This window comes from Scytonema sp. NUACC21, from assembly GCF_054684315.1.
This window is the reverse complement of sequence record NZ_BAAFZH010000020.1, coordinates 1-16,912: the sequence shown is the minus strand read 5'-3', so window position 1 is coordinate 16,912 and position 16,912 is coordinate 1. Positions and strand designations below refer to the sequence as shown.

General features: G+C 41.1%; 13 protein-coding genes and 11 pseudogenes. 11 read left to right on the top strand and 13 right to left on the bottom strand.

What is annotated here, in order from left to right; all coding sequences use genetic code 11:
• A partial coding sequence (locus ACYRY3_RS01455; RefSeq protein WP_460200043.1) for an ATP-binding protein occupies positions 1 to 1,090 on the bottom strand: 1,090 nt, incomplete at its 3' end.
• Positions 1,091 to 1,692: 602 nt separating this feature from the next.
• Here ACYRY3_RS01455 and ACYRY3_RS01450 point away from each other — a divergent pair.
• Positions 1,693 to 2,445: an SDR family oxidoreductase gene (locus ACYRY3_RS01450; protein ID WP_460200042.1), complete on the top strand. Its 753-nt coding sequence runs from the start codon at positions 1,693 to 1,695 to the stop codon at positions 2,443 to 2,445.
• A gap of 111 nt (positions 2,446 to 2,556) precedes the next feature.
• Here ACYRY3_RS01450 and ACYRY3_RS01445 read toward each other — a convergent pair whose 3' ends face one another.
• The 5 genes and pseudogenes from ACYRY3_RS01445 to ACYRY3_RS01425 all read right to left on the bottom strand — a co-directional run bounded on the left by ACYRY3_RS01445 (position 2,557) and on the right by ACYRY3_RS01425 (position 6,119).
• Positions 2,557 to 2,790, bottom strand: a complete 234-nt coding sequence (locus ACYRY3_RS01445; RefSeq protein WP_460200041.1) for a YARHG domain-containing protein — start codon at positions 2,788 to 2,790, stop codon at positions 2,557 to 2,559.
• Positions 2,791 to 2,857: 67 nt separating this feature from the next.
• Positions 2,858 to 3,304 (bottom strand): annotated as a pseudogene (locus tag ACYRY3_RS01440) (protein kinase domain-containing protein); the annotation flags it as partial.
• A gap of 117 nt (positions 3,305 to 3,421) precedes the next feature.
• Positions 3,422 to 5,155: a CHAT domain-containing protein gene (locus ACYRY3_RS01435; RefSeq protein ID WP_460200040.1), complete on the bottom strand. Its 1,734-nt coding sequence runs from the start codon at positions 5,153 to 5,155 to the stop codon at positions 3,422 to 3,424.
• A 1-nt stretch (position 5,156) separates the two neighbouring features.
• Positions 5,157 to 5,390, bottom strand: a pseudogene (locus tag ACYRY3_RS01430) (response regulator); the annotation flags it as partial.
• A gap of 525 nt (positions 5,391 to 5,915) precedes the next feature.
• Positions 5,916 to 6,119, bottom strand: a complete 204-nt coding sequence (locus ACYRY3_RS01425) for a hypothetical protein (protein ID WP_460200039.1) — start codon at positions 6,117 to 6,119, stop codon at positions 5,916 to 5,918.
• 241 nt (positions 6,120 to 6,360) lie between these two features.
• Here ACYRY3_RS01425 and groES point away from each other — a divergent pair, with 241 nt between their 5' ends.
• The 3 genes and pseudogenes from groES (at position 6,361) to rpmA (ending at position 7,598) form a co-directional block, all read left to right on the top strand.
• Positions 6,361 to 6,672, top strand: a complete 312-nt coding sequence (groES, locus tag ACYRY3_RS01420) for a co-chaperone GroES (protein ID WP_460200038.1) — start codon at positions 6,361 to 6,363, stop codon at positions 6,670 to 6,672.
• Positions 6,673 to 6,863: 191 nt separating this feature from the next.
• Positions 6,864 to 7,076, top strand: a pseudogene (locus ACYRY3_RS01415) (bL21 family ribosomal protein); the annotation flags it as partial.
• Between the two features lie 225 nt (positions 7,077 to 7,301).
• The gene (gene rpmA / locus ACYRY3_RS01410) at positions 7,302 to 7,598 is read left to right on the top strand and encodes a 50S ribosomal protein L27 (protein ID WP_460200037.1); all 297 of its coding nucleotides are present in this window, start codon (positions 7,302 to 7,304) and stop codon (positions 7,596 to 7,598) included.
• A 219-nt stretch (positions 7,599 to 7,817) separates the two neighbouring features.
• Here the strand turns inward: rpmA and ACYRY3_RS01405 are convergent, their stop codons facing one another.
• Complete coding sequence (locus ACYRY3_RS01405; RefSeq protein ID WP_460200036.1) at positions 7,818 to 8,267, bottom strand: hypothetical protein; 450 nt, start codon at positions 8,265 to 8,267, stop codon at positions 7,818 to 7,820.
• 280 nt (positions 8,268 to 8,547) lie between these two features.
• Positions 8,548 to 8,952, bottom strand: a pseudogene (locus tag ACYRY3_RS01400) (class I tRNA ligase family protein); the annotation flags it as partial.
• 360 nt (positions 8,953 to 9,312) lie between these two features.
• Between ACYRY3_RS01400 and ACYRY3_RS01395 the strand changes: the two are divergent.
• Positions 9,313 to 10,032, top strand: coding sequence for a lysophospholipid acyltransferase family protein (locus ACYRY3_RS01395; protein ID WP_460200035.1), 720 nt, complete (start codon positions 9,313 to 9,315; stop codon positions 10,030 to 10,032).
• A gap of 74 nt (positions 10,033 to 10,106) precedes the next feature.
• Positions 10,107 to 10,226, top strand: a pseudogene (locus ACYRY3_RS01390) (alpha/beta fold hydrolase); the annotation flags it as partial.
• On the opposite strand, the pseudogene ACYRY3_RS01385 reads toward ACYRY3_RS01390, so the two are convergent.
• Positions 10,222 to 10,881: pseudogene (locus ACYRY3_RS01385) on the bottom strand (serine/threonine-protein kinase); the annotation flags it as partial. The pseudogenes ACYRY3_RS01390 and ACYRY3_RS01385 sit on opposite strands and share 5 nt — an antisense overlap.
• Before the next feature lie 61 nt (positions 10,882 to 10,942).
• Positions 10,943 to 11,860 carry a hypothetical protein gene (locus ACYRY3_RS01380; protein ID WP_460200034.1) on the bottom strand — a complete coding sequence of 306 codons (918 nt, stop codon included), beginning with the start codon at positions 11,858 to 11,860 and terminating at the stop codon, positions 10,943 to 10,945.
• Between the two features lie 40 nt (positions 11,861 to 11,900).
• On the opposite strand from ACYRY3_RS01380, the pseudogene ACYRY3_RS01375 reads away from it, so the two are divergent.
• Positions 11,901 to 12,047, top strand: a pseudogene (locus tag ACYRY3_RS01375) (coproporphyrinogen III oxidase); the annotation flags it as partial.
• 345 nt (positions 12,048 to 12,392) lie between these two features.
• Positions 12,393 to 12,761: an STAS domain-containing protein gene (locus ACYRY3_RS01370; protein ID WP_460200033.1), complete on the top strand. Its 369-nt coding sequence runs from the start codon at positions 12,393 to 12,395 to the stop codon at positions 12,759 to 12,761.
• 17 nt (positions 12,762 to 12,778) lie between these two features.
• Here the strand turns inward: ACYRY3_RS01370 and ACYRY3_RS01365 are convergent, their stop codons facing one another.
• A complete protein-coding gene (locus ACYRY3_RS01365) occupies positions 12,779 to 13,375 on the bottom strand; it encodes a CpcT/CpeT family chromophore lyase (RefSeq protein ID WP_460200032.1) in 597 nt (198 codons plus the stop codon).
• A 128-nt stretch (positions 13,376 to 13,503) separates the two neighbouring features.
• On the opposite strand from ACYRY3_RS01365, the pseudogene ACYRY3_RS01360 reads away from it, so the two are divergent.
• Positions 13,504 to 13,581 (top strand): annotated as a pseudogene (locus ACYRY3_RS01360) (photosystem II biogenesis protein Psp29); the annotation flags it as partial.
• Here ACYRY3_RS01360 and ACYRY3_RS01355 read toward each other — a convergent pair.
• Positions 13,576 to 14,244 (bottom strand): annotated as a pseudogene (locus ACYRY3_RS01355) (ABC1 kinase family protein); the annotation flags it as partial. The pseudogenes ACYRY3_RS01360 and ACYRY3_RS01355 sit on opposite strands and share 6 nt — an antisense overlap.
• Before the next feature lie 1,002 nt (positions 14,245 to 15,246).
• Here ACYRY3_RS01355 and ACYRY3_RS01350 point away from each other — a divergent pair.
• Positions 15,247 to 15,390, top strand: a pseudogene (locus ACYRY3_RS01350) (response regulator transcription factor); the annotation flags it as partial.
• Positions 15,391 to 15,743: 353 nt separating this feature from the next.
• On the opposite strand, the gene ACYRY3_RS01345 reads toward ACYRY3_RS01350, so the two are convergent.
• Positions 15,744 to 16,025 carry an Npun_R1517 family heterocyst differentiation transcriptional regulator gene (locus ACYRY3_RS01345; protein ID WP_460200031.1) on the bottom strand — a complete coding sequence of 94 codons (282 nt, stop codon included), beginning with the start codon at positions 16,023 to 16,025 and terminating at the stop codon, positions 15,744 to 15,746.
• A 780-nt stretch (positions 16,026 to 16,805) separates the two neighbouring features.
• Here ACYRY3_RS01345 and ACYRY3_RS01340 point away from each other — a divergent pair.
• Positions 16,806 to 16,912: pseudogene (locus tag ACYRY3_RS01340) on the top strand (NAD(P)H-quinone oxidoreductase subunit M); the annotation flags it as partial.

Sequence of the window (16,912 nt, the reverse complement as noted above, 5' to 3'; positions counted from 1 at the left end):
TGACGCGAATTTCATTAGTATCACGGCGAATATGGTCAGCAAGCCATTGTACGCTCACTGATTCGAGTGCAACACCAAGGAGTTCAATAATTGGGCGGTACAAGCTATTCCAGTCTGACCAACCTTCTTTGTGCCGTACAACTTCCATACCTGACCAGAACTGAGCGTAATATCCCCTGAGTCCTTGAGGTAGTTCTTTCAAATTTAAAGGATTGAAGCCTGAATTTCCAGCTACAATATCAGCCAGCACATATTCTAGGTACATAAAATTACCTTGGCTGGCTTTTTGTAACTCAGAAACAAATTCCTCTACGGAAATTGATGGTGTGGTTTTCTCCAATAGCTGATGAATCTCAGGTTGTTCTGCTTGACAACGCAAATGCAATTCAATGTCAGACTGCTGTTTTGGATCGTCCCAGGTAATCACTTGTTCTGAAGAAGGCAAGTTAGGAACCGTTGTTAAAAGATAATCACCAGGGCGATGGGTGAGAATAATATAGACTCCTTGTGGTAAATCGCGTGGTAAGTAAAGCCAGTTGCGAGTGGGTGCTGGTGCATCGGCTTCATCGATAGCATCTATAATGACGACAACAGGTCGGTTCTCTGGTTGACTAGCAGCTTCTCTTAGTCTTTGATAAAACCAATCAGACGTTTCGCCTGCTCGCACTGGTAAAGAGTTGTAGGGGAGGGCATAGCTAGCAATTAACTGAGCGCTGAGGACGTTGATTATCCGTTCTGGCTGAGTACGGTTTTCACTGGCGCTGATAAAACAAGCTACTGCACGGTAGCGTTTGATTAATTCAGCAGCGATCGCCGTTTTACCCAAACCTGCATCCGCAATCACGCGAAAATAGCCACGGGGGTTACTTTCGATGAAATCAGCTACCTTCTCAAAGACGAAGCCTCGACCAACCAATCTTTGAGTTACCTTCGTAATTAGGTCAGAAAAATCAACCCAGTCTTCCTGCCGGACGGAGAGAACAGTCCCATTTGCTAGCGTGAGTTGGACATCTCCGCCAGCAGTAACAACATTACTGTTTTGCACACAACCCCAGAAAGTAGAGGTGACATGATTTGTGCGATCGCTCATGCTTTAGCTCAGTACCTTGCTAATTAGTAGAAAGTAGGAGATGTTTTATACCAAACCATCCCCGATCTATACCTGCAAACATTAGCTGCAAGCAAGCTTATAGGTTATGCCACTTCAGAATGGGAGTGTCCCAAAGTGACAACAACTGCTACATTATTTGGTATGTTATTCATCGATTCTAATAGTTCAAGTGTTTGACCGCCCGCAATTCCTCTAATCTTTATATGGCAGTCGATATAGCAATAGTAGTTGATTCTATTAAGATAGATTTATAAAAATTTAGCAATTTCTGTTTCTCGCGATCGCACTTTAAAAGTTTGGGAGATCCAGAGTGGTTCAGTTGTAGCAAATTTTAGCGGAGATGGAGAATTGCTATCTTGTGCTATTGCTCCCGATGGCGTGACATTTATGGCGGGAGAAGCATCAGGAAAAGTGCATTTTCTACGGTTGGAAGGTTTGTCCCAATAAGTTTTTTGTTTTTATCCTGTGGACAATTGTAAAAGGAATGTAGGTTGTAGCGATCTGCCGCTATACAGAGCGCTTTGCTATCGCCTGCCTTCTGCCTTGTCATTACCTCCGTAAAGCAGTTGGTGAAGTTTGCAATGGCAAAACCCCAGCCATCAAGCCAGGGTGAAAAGATGAGAGTTTATGGTATTGGTCGTGCAGTAGCCATCGCATATGCTAAAGAAGGAGCAGATGTGGCTATTGTTTACCTGAAAGAACACGATGATGCTAAAGAAACAAAACACCTCGTGGAAGCACAGGGAAGCCGTGCTTTTACTATAGCAGGTGATATTGGTGATGAAACTTTTTGTCAGCAAGCTGTACAGCAAACAGTTGATGCTTTGGGCAAACTTGATATTCTCGTGAACAACGCCGCTGAACAACATCCACAACAAAGCATTGAGGATATCACTAAAGAACAATTAGAGCGGACTTTCCGCACTAATATTTTCTCAATGTTTTTCATGACAAAAGCAGCGCTGAAGCACCTTAAAGAAGGTAGCGCTATTATCAACACAACATCGGTGACAGCCTATAAAGGTAACCAACAATTGTTAGATTACTCCTCCACAAAAGGAGCGATCGTTGCCTTTACTCGTTCCCTATCTCAAAGTTTAGTAGAAAAGGGAATCCGTGTTAATGGCGTAGCCCCAGGTCCCATTTGGACACCTTTGATACCTTCAACTTTCCCAGAAGATAAAGTGGCAAGTTTCGGCAAACAGGTTCCCATGCAAAGACCCGGACAACCTGAAGAAGTTGCTCCCAGTTATGTCTTTTTAGCATCTGATGATAGTTCTTATTTCTCCGGTCAAGTTCTACATCCCAATGGTGGAGAGGTAGTTAACGGATAAGGAGGGAATTGAATTTCTTGTTTCACCCCTTTTAGCAGCTTTACCCCACCCTAACCCTCCCCTTATCAAGGGGAGGGAATTAAGTTTATATATAACGGCTTATTTAATTTATTATCTAAAATATCTTCGATTATGACGTTCTTGATATTTGTTGATATACTCTACATTCCACCGCTCTAAATTTGATAGCAACTCGTTGGGAAATTCATCTGGTAAATACTTCGGCTGGTACCACGGCTGTGCATCAAAGTAGTTTTGCAAACCAAAAGTTTTAAATCGGCGACCGTGACGTGCAAAAATTGTATTTCGCATAATATCTAATTCAAAACCATCTTTACCCTCCAAATCTGCATCTGTGACTTCTCTTTGAGAAAGCCAGGAATAATCGTTTATTGTCTCAGGAGTCAGTGCAGGTGTTGGTACTTATAGAGCTTGTCGGGTTGCCTTGGGAATTCACTACAGTACTCATTGTTTCCCGAACCGCCCCAAAATCAATCATTACGGGTTTGCCATCCCGATGTCGCAAAATAATGTTATCGGGTTTGATATCGCGGTGGACTATATGCTTTGAGTGTACGTACTCCAGAACGGTTAATAAACTTGCTAAAATCTCCCGAACGCTGCTTTCATTCAATACACCTTGCTGTCTGACTTTAGCTGTTAGCGTATCGCCTTCAATATATTCTTGAACTAAGTAAAATTGTTCATCTAACTGGAAATAAGCATATAAGGTGGGAATTTGCTCGCTGCTTCCACCCAAGTCTTCTAAAATCGCTGCTTCTCTGTGAAACCGCTCTTGCACTAATTGGTAAATTTGAGGATTGTGATGAATGGGTTTGAGTTGTTTAATGAGTAGTCGATAAAACGTAGTAAAACGTAGTAATTACCCGTTTTTCATCGTTCACTTTCGTGTACTCCTCTGTAGTCGTCATGAGTAGCAAGCGGATTCTAGACCCAACCACCTAGATGACGTAGTTCAGTAGGAATAGTTAGGCAGCCTACCCTGGCCTAACACACTCAACCGTGCAAGCAACTTTTGTTCGTCCGGTTCCAAAGCATCAAGCAGGGTTTGTGCCAAGATATTCTCGCGGAATTTCTGTTCAGTTGCCTCCAAACGATTCAGTAATTCATCCGCTGCTAGTCCTGGCTGCTGAATCACTTCTAACAGCCACTTCAGCAAGCGGGGATTACCATCAGCAATCTTGACAATCCGCTGAGTTCTTAAGGTCTGTCTAACTTCCCGATCTAAAGAAAAGCATATTTTATCAATATCACTGCGGCTCATCCCCGCCAAAGATTCCAAATGCAGGTGGTGAGGTGGTAAAGTATCTTCCTTTAAATAGCGACAGGTAACAATCAGCCGACTTTCTCCCTTGTTCTCCTCTAATGCCGCACAAATCGCTGCTAAAATCTCGTAAGCTTGAGCCGTTAAGAGCAGTGAGCCATCTTCAAGATTCGCTGTGGGGATGTTCTGCTCAAAATCATCCAGCACCAGCAGCAAAGGTTGGTTGTGCTCTTGTTCGATCGCCTCAAAAAAGTTTTGCAACCGCCCTTTAAGTGTTACCTTTGGTTCATTCAACAGTGCAGGGACATTAGCAAACCGTTCATACTTACTAGAAAGCTTATTCAGCAAACCCCTTTCATCCAAAGGCCCAATCAACACCACCCGTGCAAAGTTAGGACGCTGCGCCTCAACCCGCGTACATAACCGTGCCGCCAGAGTACTTTTGCCCAGTCCTCCCATCCCAGCAATAAACACGCCGATTTGGTCGCTTGTTTCCCGCAAAGCCCTCAGACAGCGTTGCAAAGGTCGTCTGCGTCCTACAAATTCAAACCGACTGGCAACTTTAATTTGATTGTGCTCATCGAGAAATTCTTGCTCTGGAACTGTAAACTTCAGCTTTTCACGATTTTTTGTTCTCAGCGGTGTCACCAGTTCTGCGATGGGACGCGTATCCCGATACACCCGCAACAAATGCCAGTCGCTGCATTTCTTATCAATCATCTCCAGCTGCGCCGCTTTCACAGCAGCTTCCACAGTCGCCCCCGTTGCCAAAGCTTGATAAAGTGCCTGGGCTGCCACAATACCCGTGCGGTCATACACAGGACGCGCCCAGCCTAAAACGATACCTGCCCCCGCCTTCACCAATGCTTGCGCCATTGAGGGTACTGTCCCTTTGTTAGGAACCTGTCCCGTATGGCAGCCTGAAAGAAAAGTTACACGGGGCCAGCGTCCGCGAAAGGCTTTGGCTAAGTCATTGACGGTGGTTAGTTGCAAATTCCCCACTTCATCCTCAGTGATAAAGCAGGGAGTATTATCTGGTAGGGTTGCCTGTTGTGGTAGCAAATTGGAGTAATCTTTTTGGGTATAAATTATGCCGTGTCCTGTGAGGTGAAAGACATCAAAATAATTATCTGGGTAGGATTTCACCAAATTGTCTAACTCTGCAACCGAACCGCTTTCCTCAACAATTAACGCCAAAGGCCGATCCTTGGTTGCTTGCAAAATGTTCGCTTCTTCTCGCTCAAATCCCAAGGGGGGAACTCTCGGATCTTCTGGCGAAGTTGCCATAAACAACAACCGCAACGGACGATTTTGCACACCAATCACTTGGGTTTGACGCTGCTGCACAGAACGCACTGGTAATACAGAAATATCCCGGCGTGCGATTAAAAACTCACTGCCATCATGTAGCAATTCCCAAGGCAAATGTGCCCCGGACTTGTTCTACAAAAGTATATCCGTCCATTTCCGGCATCATCACGTCGCAAATGATCATGTCTGGAATATCCTGCTCCAAAATTTCCAGTGCTTCGCGACCATTTTCGGCGGTGATGACTTCATAACCCCGGAATTCCAAATAATCCTTCACCAGCAAAATTAGGTTGGGGTCATCATCAATTAGTAGAAGTCGTTTGTGATCTTTCATGCTGGGTTCTTTCATAGCAGTGGCACTTGTCGCGCTTGATCCATCAAGGTCTTGAATAGTCATCCTCTCCGGTGGAATAGGTCGGTGTTGTGCTTTTTCCTACCTAACTTGACTTTGTTCGTGGAAGTCTCAAAAGTGGGGATCACTTTCAAGAAATTAGTTAACCAACGGCGAAAGTCTAGTGAGGATACGTAGAGCAGTAGTAATCATAATGCGTTATTATATATCGCTTTGAAAGTTGCGGGTTAAAAAACACTCAATAAATAATAATTGTTCAGAATAACCAAGTAAGTGTTACTCCTAAGATGCTCCCAAAAAATGGATAACCCGCACTTTCATGGACTTACTGCTGTGCCATATCCTTGAGGATATTAAGCTTTTATCAGAAGTTCACCAGAACTATTAGAGAAGTCTCGGGCAAAGGATGGGTCAAAAATGCATATTCTTCTACGTTATTTGCTTTCTTGTATAGTCCGCACAATTACGTCAGGGTTTGCGGTGTGATACCACAGCCTATCCGAGTAATCCTCTATTATCAGTCTAAAACAAAAAACTTGCAAGAGCCGTGGTTTTTGCTTCATAACAGGCTTTAGTAACTGTCATCTCGCCATTCTTAAAAATTTCAGCTTTCGATTTGACAGTTTCTAATGTTTCTAGAGAATTACATAGGGCTTTTTTCGTTGGTGGTGGTTTAGTGGTTGTTGGTATTTGAATGCTGGACTCAATCACTGTATTGTTACTCAATTCGCAGCTCCTGATTACTGTTCTATAACAATTTCCCAGCTTTGCAAACCAATTTACCCATATACCAATATTCGTTACTTACGGAAAAAAACCCGAAAGTTAGAAATAATTGAGTATTAATACTTAAGTGCTGGAAAAATAAAGTTCGGGAACCCGTACAACAGAAAATCTTGCCTTTATGTGCTATCGTTCGGTAAATTAGCACTCAGAAGTCGAGAGTGCTAACTTTGGAGAAAATGGTATGGCAGCAGTATCTCTTAGCGTTTCTACAGTTAAACCTCTAGGCGAGCGTGTATTCGTCAAAGTCAGTGCATCAGAAGAAAAGACCGCTGGTGGTCTGTATTTGCCCGACACTGCAAAAGAAAAGCCCCAAGTAGGCGAAGTTGTTGCAGTTGGTGAAGGCAAACTCAAGGACGATGGCAGCCGTCAGCCATTGGATGTCAAAGTAGGAGACAAAGTCCTTTACTCTAAGTACGCAGGTACCGACATCAAGCTGGGTACTGACGAGTACGTACTCCTTTCTGAAAAAGATATTCTAGCAATCGTTTCATAGTTATTGGTCATTAGTCATTGGTCATTGGTCTTGGTCATTAGTACAACACAAATGACAAAAGACAAAGGACAAAAGACATAAAGACAAAAGGCAAAGGACAAAAGGCAAAGGACTAATATGGCAAAGCGCATTATATACAACGAAAACGCACGTCGTGCATTAGAACGAGGCATGGACATTTTGGCTGAGGCGTCCTGGTGTATAAAATGAAACCGAAGAAGAAAACCCGCAAAAAGCGGGGACACCGCCAGGAAATCACCAGATTAATGATTGACTCCATCAGCCTGAATGGTTCGGTACTTTCTTCAGAAGAAACTGTAGCAACTGAAGCTCAAGCGAGTACAGCAGTTAGCGCGGAACCTGCCGAAACTGTCCAACCACCAGAAGCACCAGTGACAGAATAATTCGTAATTCGTAATGAAAAATTCCTGAATGACGAATGAATTAATCATTAATTCATTGAGGGTACTTACGAATTGAAGCGAAGCCACTTGACTGGTGCTGAAGAATCATAGGCTGTAGTTGATACTATAGAACCATCTACGACAACTGAAGCGTAAGAGGCTGAGATCCCCGTTGTTGGGAATTCAGCTGCTGAATAGATCGAAAAAGAGACACAAGAGGAAATCATGGCTCATAAGAAAGGAACAGGTAGTACACGCAACGGTCGTGACTCTAATGCTCAACGATTAGGTGTTAAGCGCTATGGCGGTCAAGTTGTTCGTGCGGGAAATATCCTTGTACGTCAGCGCGGCACCAAGTTTCACCCTGGTAACAACGTTGGCATAGGCAGTGATGACACTCTGTTTGCCTTAGTTGATGGTGTAGTGACTTTTGAACGTAAGGGCAAAACTCGCAAGAAAGTTAGCGTTTACCCTGCGGCTGAGGTAACTGAGACCGCTGAGGCAACTGCTGTTGCGTCATAACAAATTTGTGGTTTTGTTTTAAGAAAAATACTGCTTACTTTACAATTTGAGTGACGTAGGGTGGGCATTGCCCGCCTTTTTATTTCTGTGCCCCTCAAAGAATACCTAAGTGAAGAACCGCACCTCGTCCAGAGAAGAGGAAGGAAAATAGGTAATTTTAGTAATGGGAAGGAGTGTATGGTGGTGGACAGTGCCCACCCTACAATTGGAGCATTTCACTTAATTTAAGTGGAAGATTGTGAATGAGGTTAACCTATAAACTAAGAAACCGGAACCCAAACCTATCCAGGATAGAAAAGATATAACCCAAAAGGTTTGTTCTTCACTAAAACCAGCGGTTTGAAAATCTATTCTTGTCAAGATACAAGCAGCAACAAGAACTAAGGTATCTAGAAATAGGCGAAACCAGGCAAGCATCAAAAAGAACAAGAAAGCGGCTAAGACGGTAACGCTAAAAGACCTAATATTTGACTTGAATATGACAAAGGAGTATTTTGCAATTCTAGTCATGGGAGTCGTTAAAGCTGCTGCTAAAAGAAAAGCAGCCATAAAAGCCACAGGCCATACAAGCACGTGAAGGTTGGCTTTGGCCATCCACCAGCCGTAGGTAGCATAAGTAAGCAGCAGTAGAGAGAGGGAAACCCAAGGAAATCTTCTCAAAAATGACATGGGTTAGATTTTATAGCGCACGGGTTGATTCCAAACCTATTTGAAGATAAACGGGGATCTGGCAGAGAGGGGATGAGCATCTCTCTCAAATATAACTGACCCGAAGAACGCTGGATGAACTTGTATCGAATGTGGCTCCAATAGCTTAAACTATAACCTTATCATCATAATTTACTGTTTCTCAAATCAATAGGCGATTATGCTCTTTCAAAGAAAGCAAAACAAGTTTGCAAAGAAGTGCTGAATAAAGTGTTAAAAATTTTCTTAAACATTTGTAAACGGATACGCAGTACCAGCCTTTTTGTTGTCCTTGATAGATGTCACCCGCATCCCACACTCTTTGGAAAAATTCTTTGACGATGAGTTCGTGGCGAGGTGAGGTTGTACGAATAAAGCGATCGTATTGAATATCGAGCAATTTCCACAAAGAAACAAAACCAGCAGACATTTCATCGCAAAAGCTTTGGGGCGGTTGCCCTTTACTCTCTGCTGTCCGCTGAATTTTTTGTCCGTGTTCGTCTGTACCTGTAATCAGTAGGACTCGACGCCCTAATAGTCTCTGAAATCTTGCTACCACATCTGCTGCCATCGTTGTATAAGCGCTGCCAATGTGGGGTAAATCGTTCACATAATATAGCGGTGTTGTTAGTGCAAACGTCTTTTCTGTTTTATTCACTTGATTCATGCAGAGTAAAAAACGAACTGTTAAATATGTTTTCTATCTTACTTCTCATGGCAAAACCACGCAATTATATAACATAACCATTAGATTTTCAACTTATATCTTAATAATAGCAAATCTCCTTTGTTTGGGATGGTTTAATAATTAGGTAGAAACTCAGTTAATCCCTACAAAAAAGAGAGAGAATTTACTAAGAATCTGTAGAAATTTTTTATGATATTTCATGGGTTGAAGGTATGAACTCCTTTTCTATTAAAGATTTTTCTTGATGTTCTCTATCTGGCATTTCTACCTTAAGACAGTCGTCCTTAGTAGTTAAGAAATGTAAAAAAATAATGAAGATAAGCTGCGAAGAGTGTAAAGATGAAGAGCCCCCTTGAGATTTCTCGTTGCTTACTGGCGGCGCTATCAACGAAAATATTTCGCTACTACGAGGATCGCATTCCTCAAGATGCCAGTGTGTTAGTAGTGAGCAATCACCGCAGCTTTATGGATGCACCAATCCTAATGGCAGCAGTATCAAACCCAATCCGCTTTGCTTGCCATCACTACATGGGACAAGTCCCAATCATGCGGGAGATTGTGACGGGGCAATTGGGATGTTTTCCTCTAGAGGCAAATCAACAACGTCAGCAAAGCTTTTTTCAGCAGTCGCAGATTTTGTTGCAATCCAAGCAAATGGTAGGAGTGTTTCCCGAGGGGACAGAACCAATGGTGAAATTTACCCAACCAAATAGAATAGGAGAATTTCAGAGAGGTTTTGCCCATCTGGCATTGCGAGTGCAAGTGCCAGACTTGGCAATTTTGCCAATAGCAATAGCATCCCTTGAAGAAGTTAACACATCTGCCGTCCCTCTGCGACTATTAAGTTTGTTCGATCCTTCAGAACCTTTGTTCGATCGAGCAGGTTGGCATCCCCTAATTATCTATCGTCGTGTTGCCGTACTCATTGGTCACCCTTATTGGATCAAATCCTCTCACAAAGAAAAATACCAAGGAAAAAAAGCAAAAACTGTCGTAACAGAATTGACAGAACATTGTCATTCGGAAATTTCTCAACTATTGCGTAAAGGTTCTTATTAAAATTCTTTGTACGAGTGTCCTGCGTCTTTTAAATGACAAATGACCATTGACCATTGACCATTGACTCTTGACCAATGACTGCCATAAAAGTACAACTAAAGCCATGTTTTCTGACTCCCAAACGGTTACAGCCAGAATTACCGTTGTTTGTTTATTTACCAGGAATGGATGGAACTGGGCAACTTTTGCGAGCACTCCCAAGCTATAGATATCAGAACGATTATCTAATTCATCAACATCTAGTTGTTCGGGAGAACAGTAAGGTAAAGTGCCATGAAACTCCTTACTGGTTGTCAGCACTGAACTTGAATAATTTACAAATTTAGCAATACCAAAATCTAAAATTTTTACCAACTGACCTAATATTGTATCTGGGAGAACTAGTACATTCGCTGGCTTAATATCTCGATGTACCAAAGGGTAAATTTTGCCATCAATTTCCATGCCATTATGAGCACACTGCAAGCCCAAACAAATTTGACGGCAGAGAGAAAGAAATATTGGCAAGGACATGGGAATTAAGTCTTTTAAAGTTTTACCAGATAAATACTCCATGACATAGAAGGGCTTACCGTTTCTACTTACCCCATAATCTGTGACTCGTACAATATGTATACTTTTTTGGCTTAAAGCTGCACAAATACGAGCTTCACGAGCAAAGTCCTGCTCCATTTTTGGATCTTCTACAGTTTGAGACAAGAACTTGATAGCAACTGGAATTCCCCCTAGCAAAATATCATCTGCTAAGAATACTTCTCCCATGCCTCCCCTACCAATAAATTGTTTTAATTGATAGCGATTGGCAAGCAACCTTTCACTGGTTGGAGATGCAAAGGCGTTTTTACTCATTCTTACAACCTCCAAAAAAGACTAAACAAAGGACATTACCAAATTAAAATCATTATTTTTTCTAATTCCATACTAAACAATTCAAAAATTTATCGAATAGTTTAAATATCCATTTTTTTACAGTTGTTTTTTTTTGTTTTCTATGAACTACCAGACTTTGTATTATTTCAGGCTTCATTTTTTCATATTTTGATTTTAGTTTTTGTTTGTTTTCTTGAGAAAATGTAGAATTCAATTTTTGATTATTATTTAGGCAATCTATTAAGTTTTCGCGTTGTGAAGCACTGATATTTAAAGTCAAAACATGAGCACAGACAGATGGCTCTTCCAAAGCAAAAAATAGTAGATGATAATAGCCTGTATCTGCTAAAAGCTGTACTATTTTTTGTCCTTTACTATCCTTCAAATCTAAAAAATAAGATAACCAACGCGTTAGACCAAATTTACTATCGCATAATGCTGTGACCCACAATAGCAAAGGATGTAAATCTTGAGAATAAATAAATTCAGTACCGTTTATTTCGTTTAAGAATTTTGTTATTTCTTTTTTGGGTAGCATTGCCCAGAATGTTGGTATACTACCATATTGAGTGTGCAGTAGATGAGGAAAACAAATATGTCCTATTGGTTTATTTTTAGGCCATGTTTTCTCCAAACAAGCTTTTTCTGATAACGATGTTATGGGTACTAGTTGTACTGGAGAAGCATATTTAGAGCTTTTATCTTTATCTATGTCATTATTGATAATGCGTTGGATCTTCTCTAGAGTCTCTAATATCTGACTGATATCATTGGGACGAGCACTGATTTCTTTAGCCAGACAATTCATCACCAATTTTTTTAATTCTGATGGGATTTTTACCTGAGGAATCATTTCCTCAAATGGTGGCGGAGGTTGAAATCGGTGGGCTTGATACCAGTTGCCAAAAGACTGAGCTTTGGTGCTAAACGGGTGCTTTCCCGTAAGCATTTCATACATCAGTACTCCCAAACTATAAATGTCAGAGCGTACATCTAGTAGTGAATCAATTCTGATGTCCCTACCTCCTCTTGTAAGGTGGGAATACGGCTACCAACCGGAACCAAATTCCCCTGAAGCCGAGTTGTACGAAATCTTTTTGAAACCGCAAGATTGGGTAAATTGGGTACCCGGTCAAAAATTGTAATTCATATTCGTAATTCGTATGACAAGGGAACGGGGAACGGGGAACAGTAAATTCCTTAATTCAAACAAACTACTTACAGAAGTAGGGGTCTATAACTTCCAATTAATAGAACTGTGGGAACTCTAAACAGGTCGTTTCTTCCTGTTCCCTATTCCCTGTTTCCTTCTGCGATAAATTAGCATAGCCTCTACACTCCTTTTAAGTGTGAGTTAAACTACTAAAGGGAAGCACTTAGCAACAATAGAGACAATAGCATCTGTAGCTATTGAATATCATGCTAAGCGATCGACAGTCCACTTTAGTTGATTTTGAGGGGATTTTTAAGGAGTGATAAAAGGAGATTCAGTGATTTATATCGACCAAAAAACTTATACAACCCAGGATGGGAATACAGTTATCGTTTTAACACCAGCTGGGAGGTTAGATATTACCACAGCTTGGCAATTTCGCCTAAAGTTACAAGAGTGTATTTCCAAACTCAGCCGTCATGTGGTAGTTAATCTTGGTCAAGTCAATTTCATTGATAGTTCCGGTCTAACCTCCTTGGTTGCCGGAATGCGGGATGCTGATAAAGTAAAAGGCAGTTTTCGTATCTGTAATGTTCATCCAGAAGCCAAACTAGTTTTTGAAGTCACTATGATGGATACGGTTTTTGAAATTTTTGAAACAGAGGAGGAAGCTTTAGAGGGTGTACCCCGTAGCATTGCTAGTTAAGAAGAGGACTGAAAAACCTAGAACTGATGTCGTTTAGTGTAACGATAAGGTCCTAAAATTGCACCCCAAGTCGCTTTTCCAGTGATAGGATCGATACCTTTGTCATAACTCATAAATTTATCCTGAGTAGACTCGAAGCCTAGAGAGACTTGTATGGTATTTCCACCGTAAGTAAAACTACAACGAGTATTGGTTGGTGGTGTAGCGACAAACCTATAGCCGTCAGAGGCTAATGCTTCTTGAGACACATAAAGAACGCAACTGGGTAGCAATTCAAGTTGGTCAAGAGTTAGGGTGTTCAGTATATCAGGGTTGCAACCCGCGCCCAGTAAAGCGAGGGGGTTTTTGGGCATATAGTATTGCCCTTTGATAGGGGCATTGGGGTCTGATGGTTCTATAAGCCGCAAAATTCTTTGCCGATAAGGTTTATCTAAATTGACAATGTTTGCTTGCTCGGCAAATAAGGTAAAACTGTCCTCCTGAAAAAGAGGAACTGGTCTGTGCCACAAGCGCAAGTGAACATACCAAGCAGGTTCTGCAAGAGCTTGTTCCCGATTATCGAATTCCCCAATCAGGTAACGGGTCAGGGTCAGTAGTTGTGGAGAGAAAACCATACTGTGTAGAGAAGCAAACACTTATCGATCCCGAATTTTAAACGACTTTGGTGCAAGAAGAAACCTAAACTTGGCAAAGTTGCCCTAAAGCGAGAGAATAGGAATACGTCGCCCTTAAAATTTGCTTTGTGAATAACGTCCGTACTGTCTCTGACACTAAGCGAACTTTCTACAACCTTCATACCCGCCCGATTAATACATTTTTCTGCGTTGCGGGCTTCGTTGAGATACTCAATCTCCTCAAACAACTTTGTGCCAAACTCGTCCACAATCATTGTGAGGTCGTGACCGAGGTTGAGGGGTAGCCAAGGGCTTATCCATCCTGCTGCCCAACGCATAAGATATAAGTCTAGCGAAAGTCTTGGGCGTAGATTTGGACGTTGTACCTTCACCGCCACTTCTTCTCCGCTTATCAAACGACCTCGATAAACTTGTCCCAAACTAGCTGCTGCTACGGGATTTGGAGATAACTCACTAAAGATTTCATCTACCGAGCGCTCTAGTTGACTCTCGATAATTTGATAAGCGATCGCATTATCAAATGGCGGTAACTGGTCTTGTAACTTCACCAGCTCATCTAAGTAGTCTTTGCGTATGAGGTCTGGTCGCGTTGAAAGAGCTTGACCTACTTTAATAAAAGTTGGTCCGAGGCGGGTAAGCAGCTGCCGCAACTCAGAAGCTCTTTTCAACTTGTTTTGCTCCTCTTGATTTTGCCATTCATCCCACTTAAGACTCAGGATAAACCACGCAAAAGACCAGATAATTGTCACTGCCCGTCCCCAAACGAGCCAGGGACGGTAGCGGTAGGAACGGGCGATCGCATGAGGATCGTAGCGTCGATTGTTTTGTGTAGGGGTTTGCCAATTCACTCCCTTATTTTCCTCTTTTATTCAATTTAAAAAGGCTTTGCTTTTTAGAGCCTAAGAAGGACATCCTTTGAGCTAAACAAACGCTCCGTTGGCATTTCCTCTTTGGTCTGGTGCAATTTAGCCGAACTTTACTTAACGTTACTTTTTATCTTTTATTTTATATTAGTACATAAAAGTATAAATACCTAAACTTTCTTTTGATAGAAAGTTGTTTGCTCACAGATTAACCCCATTCATGTATTCTTTTTATCTTTATAACCACTACCCTTATTTATTATAGAGACTGCTATAGTTGACCCAAAGAGGATTTCAAGTATTTAAAAAAAAATCAACAATAATAAAGTATAAATAAATACACTTTTTGAAGAAGATGCTTTTAAAAGCAAGATTGTAGTTAGGGTATTAGACATCAAAACAATATAAATACGCTCAAATCCGAATTTTAGTAGACCAGTTTCAGTTGTTGTACTCCAGAGTTTGATGCAGTCCAAGTATAAAGAATTTTTAAGTATTATTTCAATTTGTAAAATTGTTGATAAATAACTTTTAACTCAGTAGTTTCAATAATTTTGCACCAAAAAAATAAAAAATCAACAAAATTTAGCTACCGCGTCCCGCGATTTCATTTATCGTAGGAGTTACATTTTTGAAAAGTGACTTGACAAAAATATAAATAATGCCCGCTTGCAAATTATAGTATAATATCATACATAAATGACCGAGCGTGATGGAGCAAAGAGTATTCATGGTGACACTTCCCGTGCTGCTCTTGCGCCAGGTCTTATTCCCGTCCGTTACATCTGTTTGTCATCTGTTGCCCCAACAACGTTATAAATTATTATCTATAAACAACTGGCTCATTCAGGCTCGGTTTCAGAAGCAATAGGAAAAAAATGTTTACTTCATCAGAAACACCTATCATTGCCACAATTGTGCTGGTCGCTTTCGGAATCTTAGGTTGGGGCTTTTATCGCGCCAGACCATATGGCAAACTGGGAATGGTTAATGAATAAAGAAATTGCTCGTCGTTTAGAGACGAGTGTGAGAAATGTAGAAAAATATGTTAGTCGCTTATTTAGTAAGACGGGTACCAATAGCCGTACAGAATTGGTTCGTTTTGCTCTAGAACATGGTTTGGCAAAGTAGTTATTAGTCATTAGTCAAAAGTCATTAGTCATTAGTCAAGGATTGTTGACTAATGACTAATGACTTTTGACTCTTAATTTTTGGTAGAAATTCTTACCCTGAAATTTAAATTATTGGAAACATAATGCCGCGAGAGAAGTGCGGATAATAGCTTACTTAGTCGAAGTAGACACCCATGCGTTTAAGTAGTGCTAAGGATGAGAGCTACTGCAAACTCTAGTACTAAGGTTGGTAGGGGTAAATAAAATAAGCCAAGTCATTGCGAGAACAAATAAACTTAGTGGCAAAGTTAAAAAATTCACCTTTCTACACCCGAGTTACGATGAGCCACTACATCAGATGCTAACTGTTGGCTATTGACTCACGTCAGCAACGTTGCGTAAGCGCATGAGTTGGCGTCGCATTTGTGGAGAGGCTTTTAACTCAGATACTTCCTGCGCCTTAACAGAGGCTTGTAGAGTTTCTAGAAAGTCGTCAGAACCTTCGGTTAAAGCATCCAGTAGAACTTGTAAAAGCTGCTCGCGATCGCCCAATAGGCTTTTTTCCTCAATCAAACGGAATTTGAGATGTATTTCGCACTCATAAACACCTACATCGATATTATTTACTTGGCGTGGTAATGCTTTGGAGTTCATAGATTTTAGGAGTCCTTCACTAGTTGGTTATTTGGTTGAGGAGTGCTTATTGGAAGCAAGTATTCTTTATAATTTTTTTGACATCCAAAGTGATTGAATTAACAAGCGTTGTGTTTTAACAAACTTGATTTTGCATTTCCCTCTCCTGTGTATTTTCCAGCTTGACTTTTTCTGTTTGGTTTTTTTGGTTTTTACCCTAGCTATGGTTTAAGGAGACCATAAACTATTATTCAGTTTTTACGATTCTATACAATAAAGTTTCTGTAAGAAGTAGTTCTATCTTTTTAAAGGTTTTTACATCAACTTTATCTAAACGTCAATAACAGTTTGCCTTTTTACTGCATTGGTGGTGGTACCACGTAAGTAATTCCGCTGAAGATTTTCTATCTAATAAAAGCCAAACATTGGTGGGTGTGAATTACGTAGAATTAACTAAATAACTAAAGGTACAATTTTTTCATTTAACGCAAATGAGGGACTTAAATGAGCCAGGTATTTGAGAGAAAACTTTGGTTCTATATGACAAGATTGATACATCTCAAATGATTCCAAGTTATTCCAAGCGAGTTTTTAACTTGAGTTACTTGTAAACCAGGCAGGTGCCGAAAAGCTTGATAGGGTGTATTGGCAAGATCGTCAGACCGATATCGTTCCAAGTGTGGTTCCACCAGAGATGAAAACATTTTCCTCCAAACGATCGCGCCAGAGATATCGCGTCTGGTGAGAGATTGCGTTTAGAATGAGTGAGAGCGAGATCGACGTTAACGACTGAACAGATCCATGGACAATCCAATGTTAGTCAAGTCCACCACTCGGCACGTAAGAATTTTTGCCGGGGAGATAGATCCGGATGGGGAGCTGGTTCCCAGTAGTCAGGTTTTAACCCT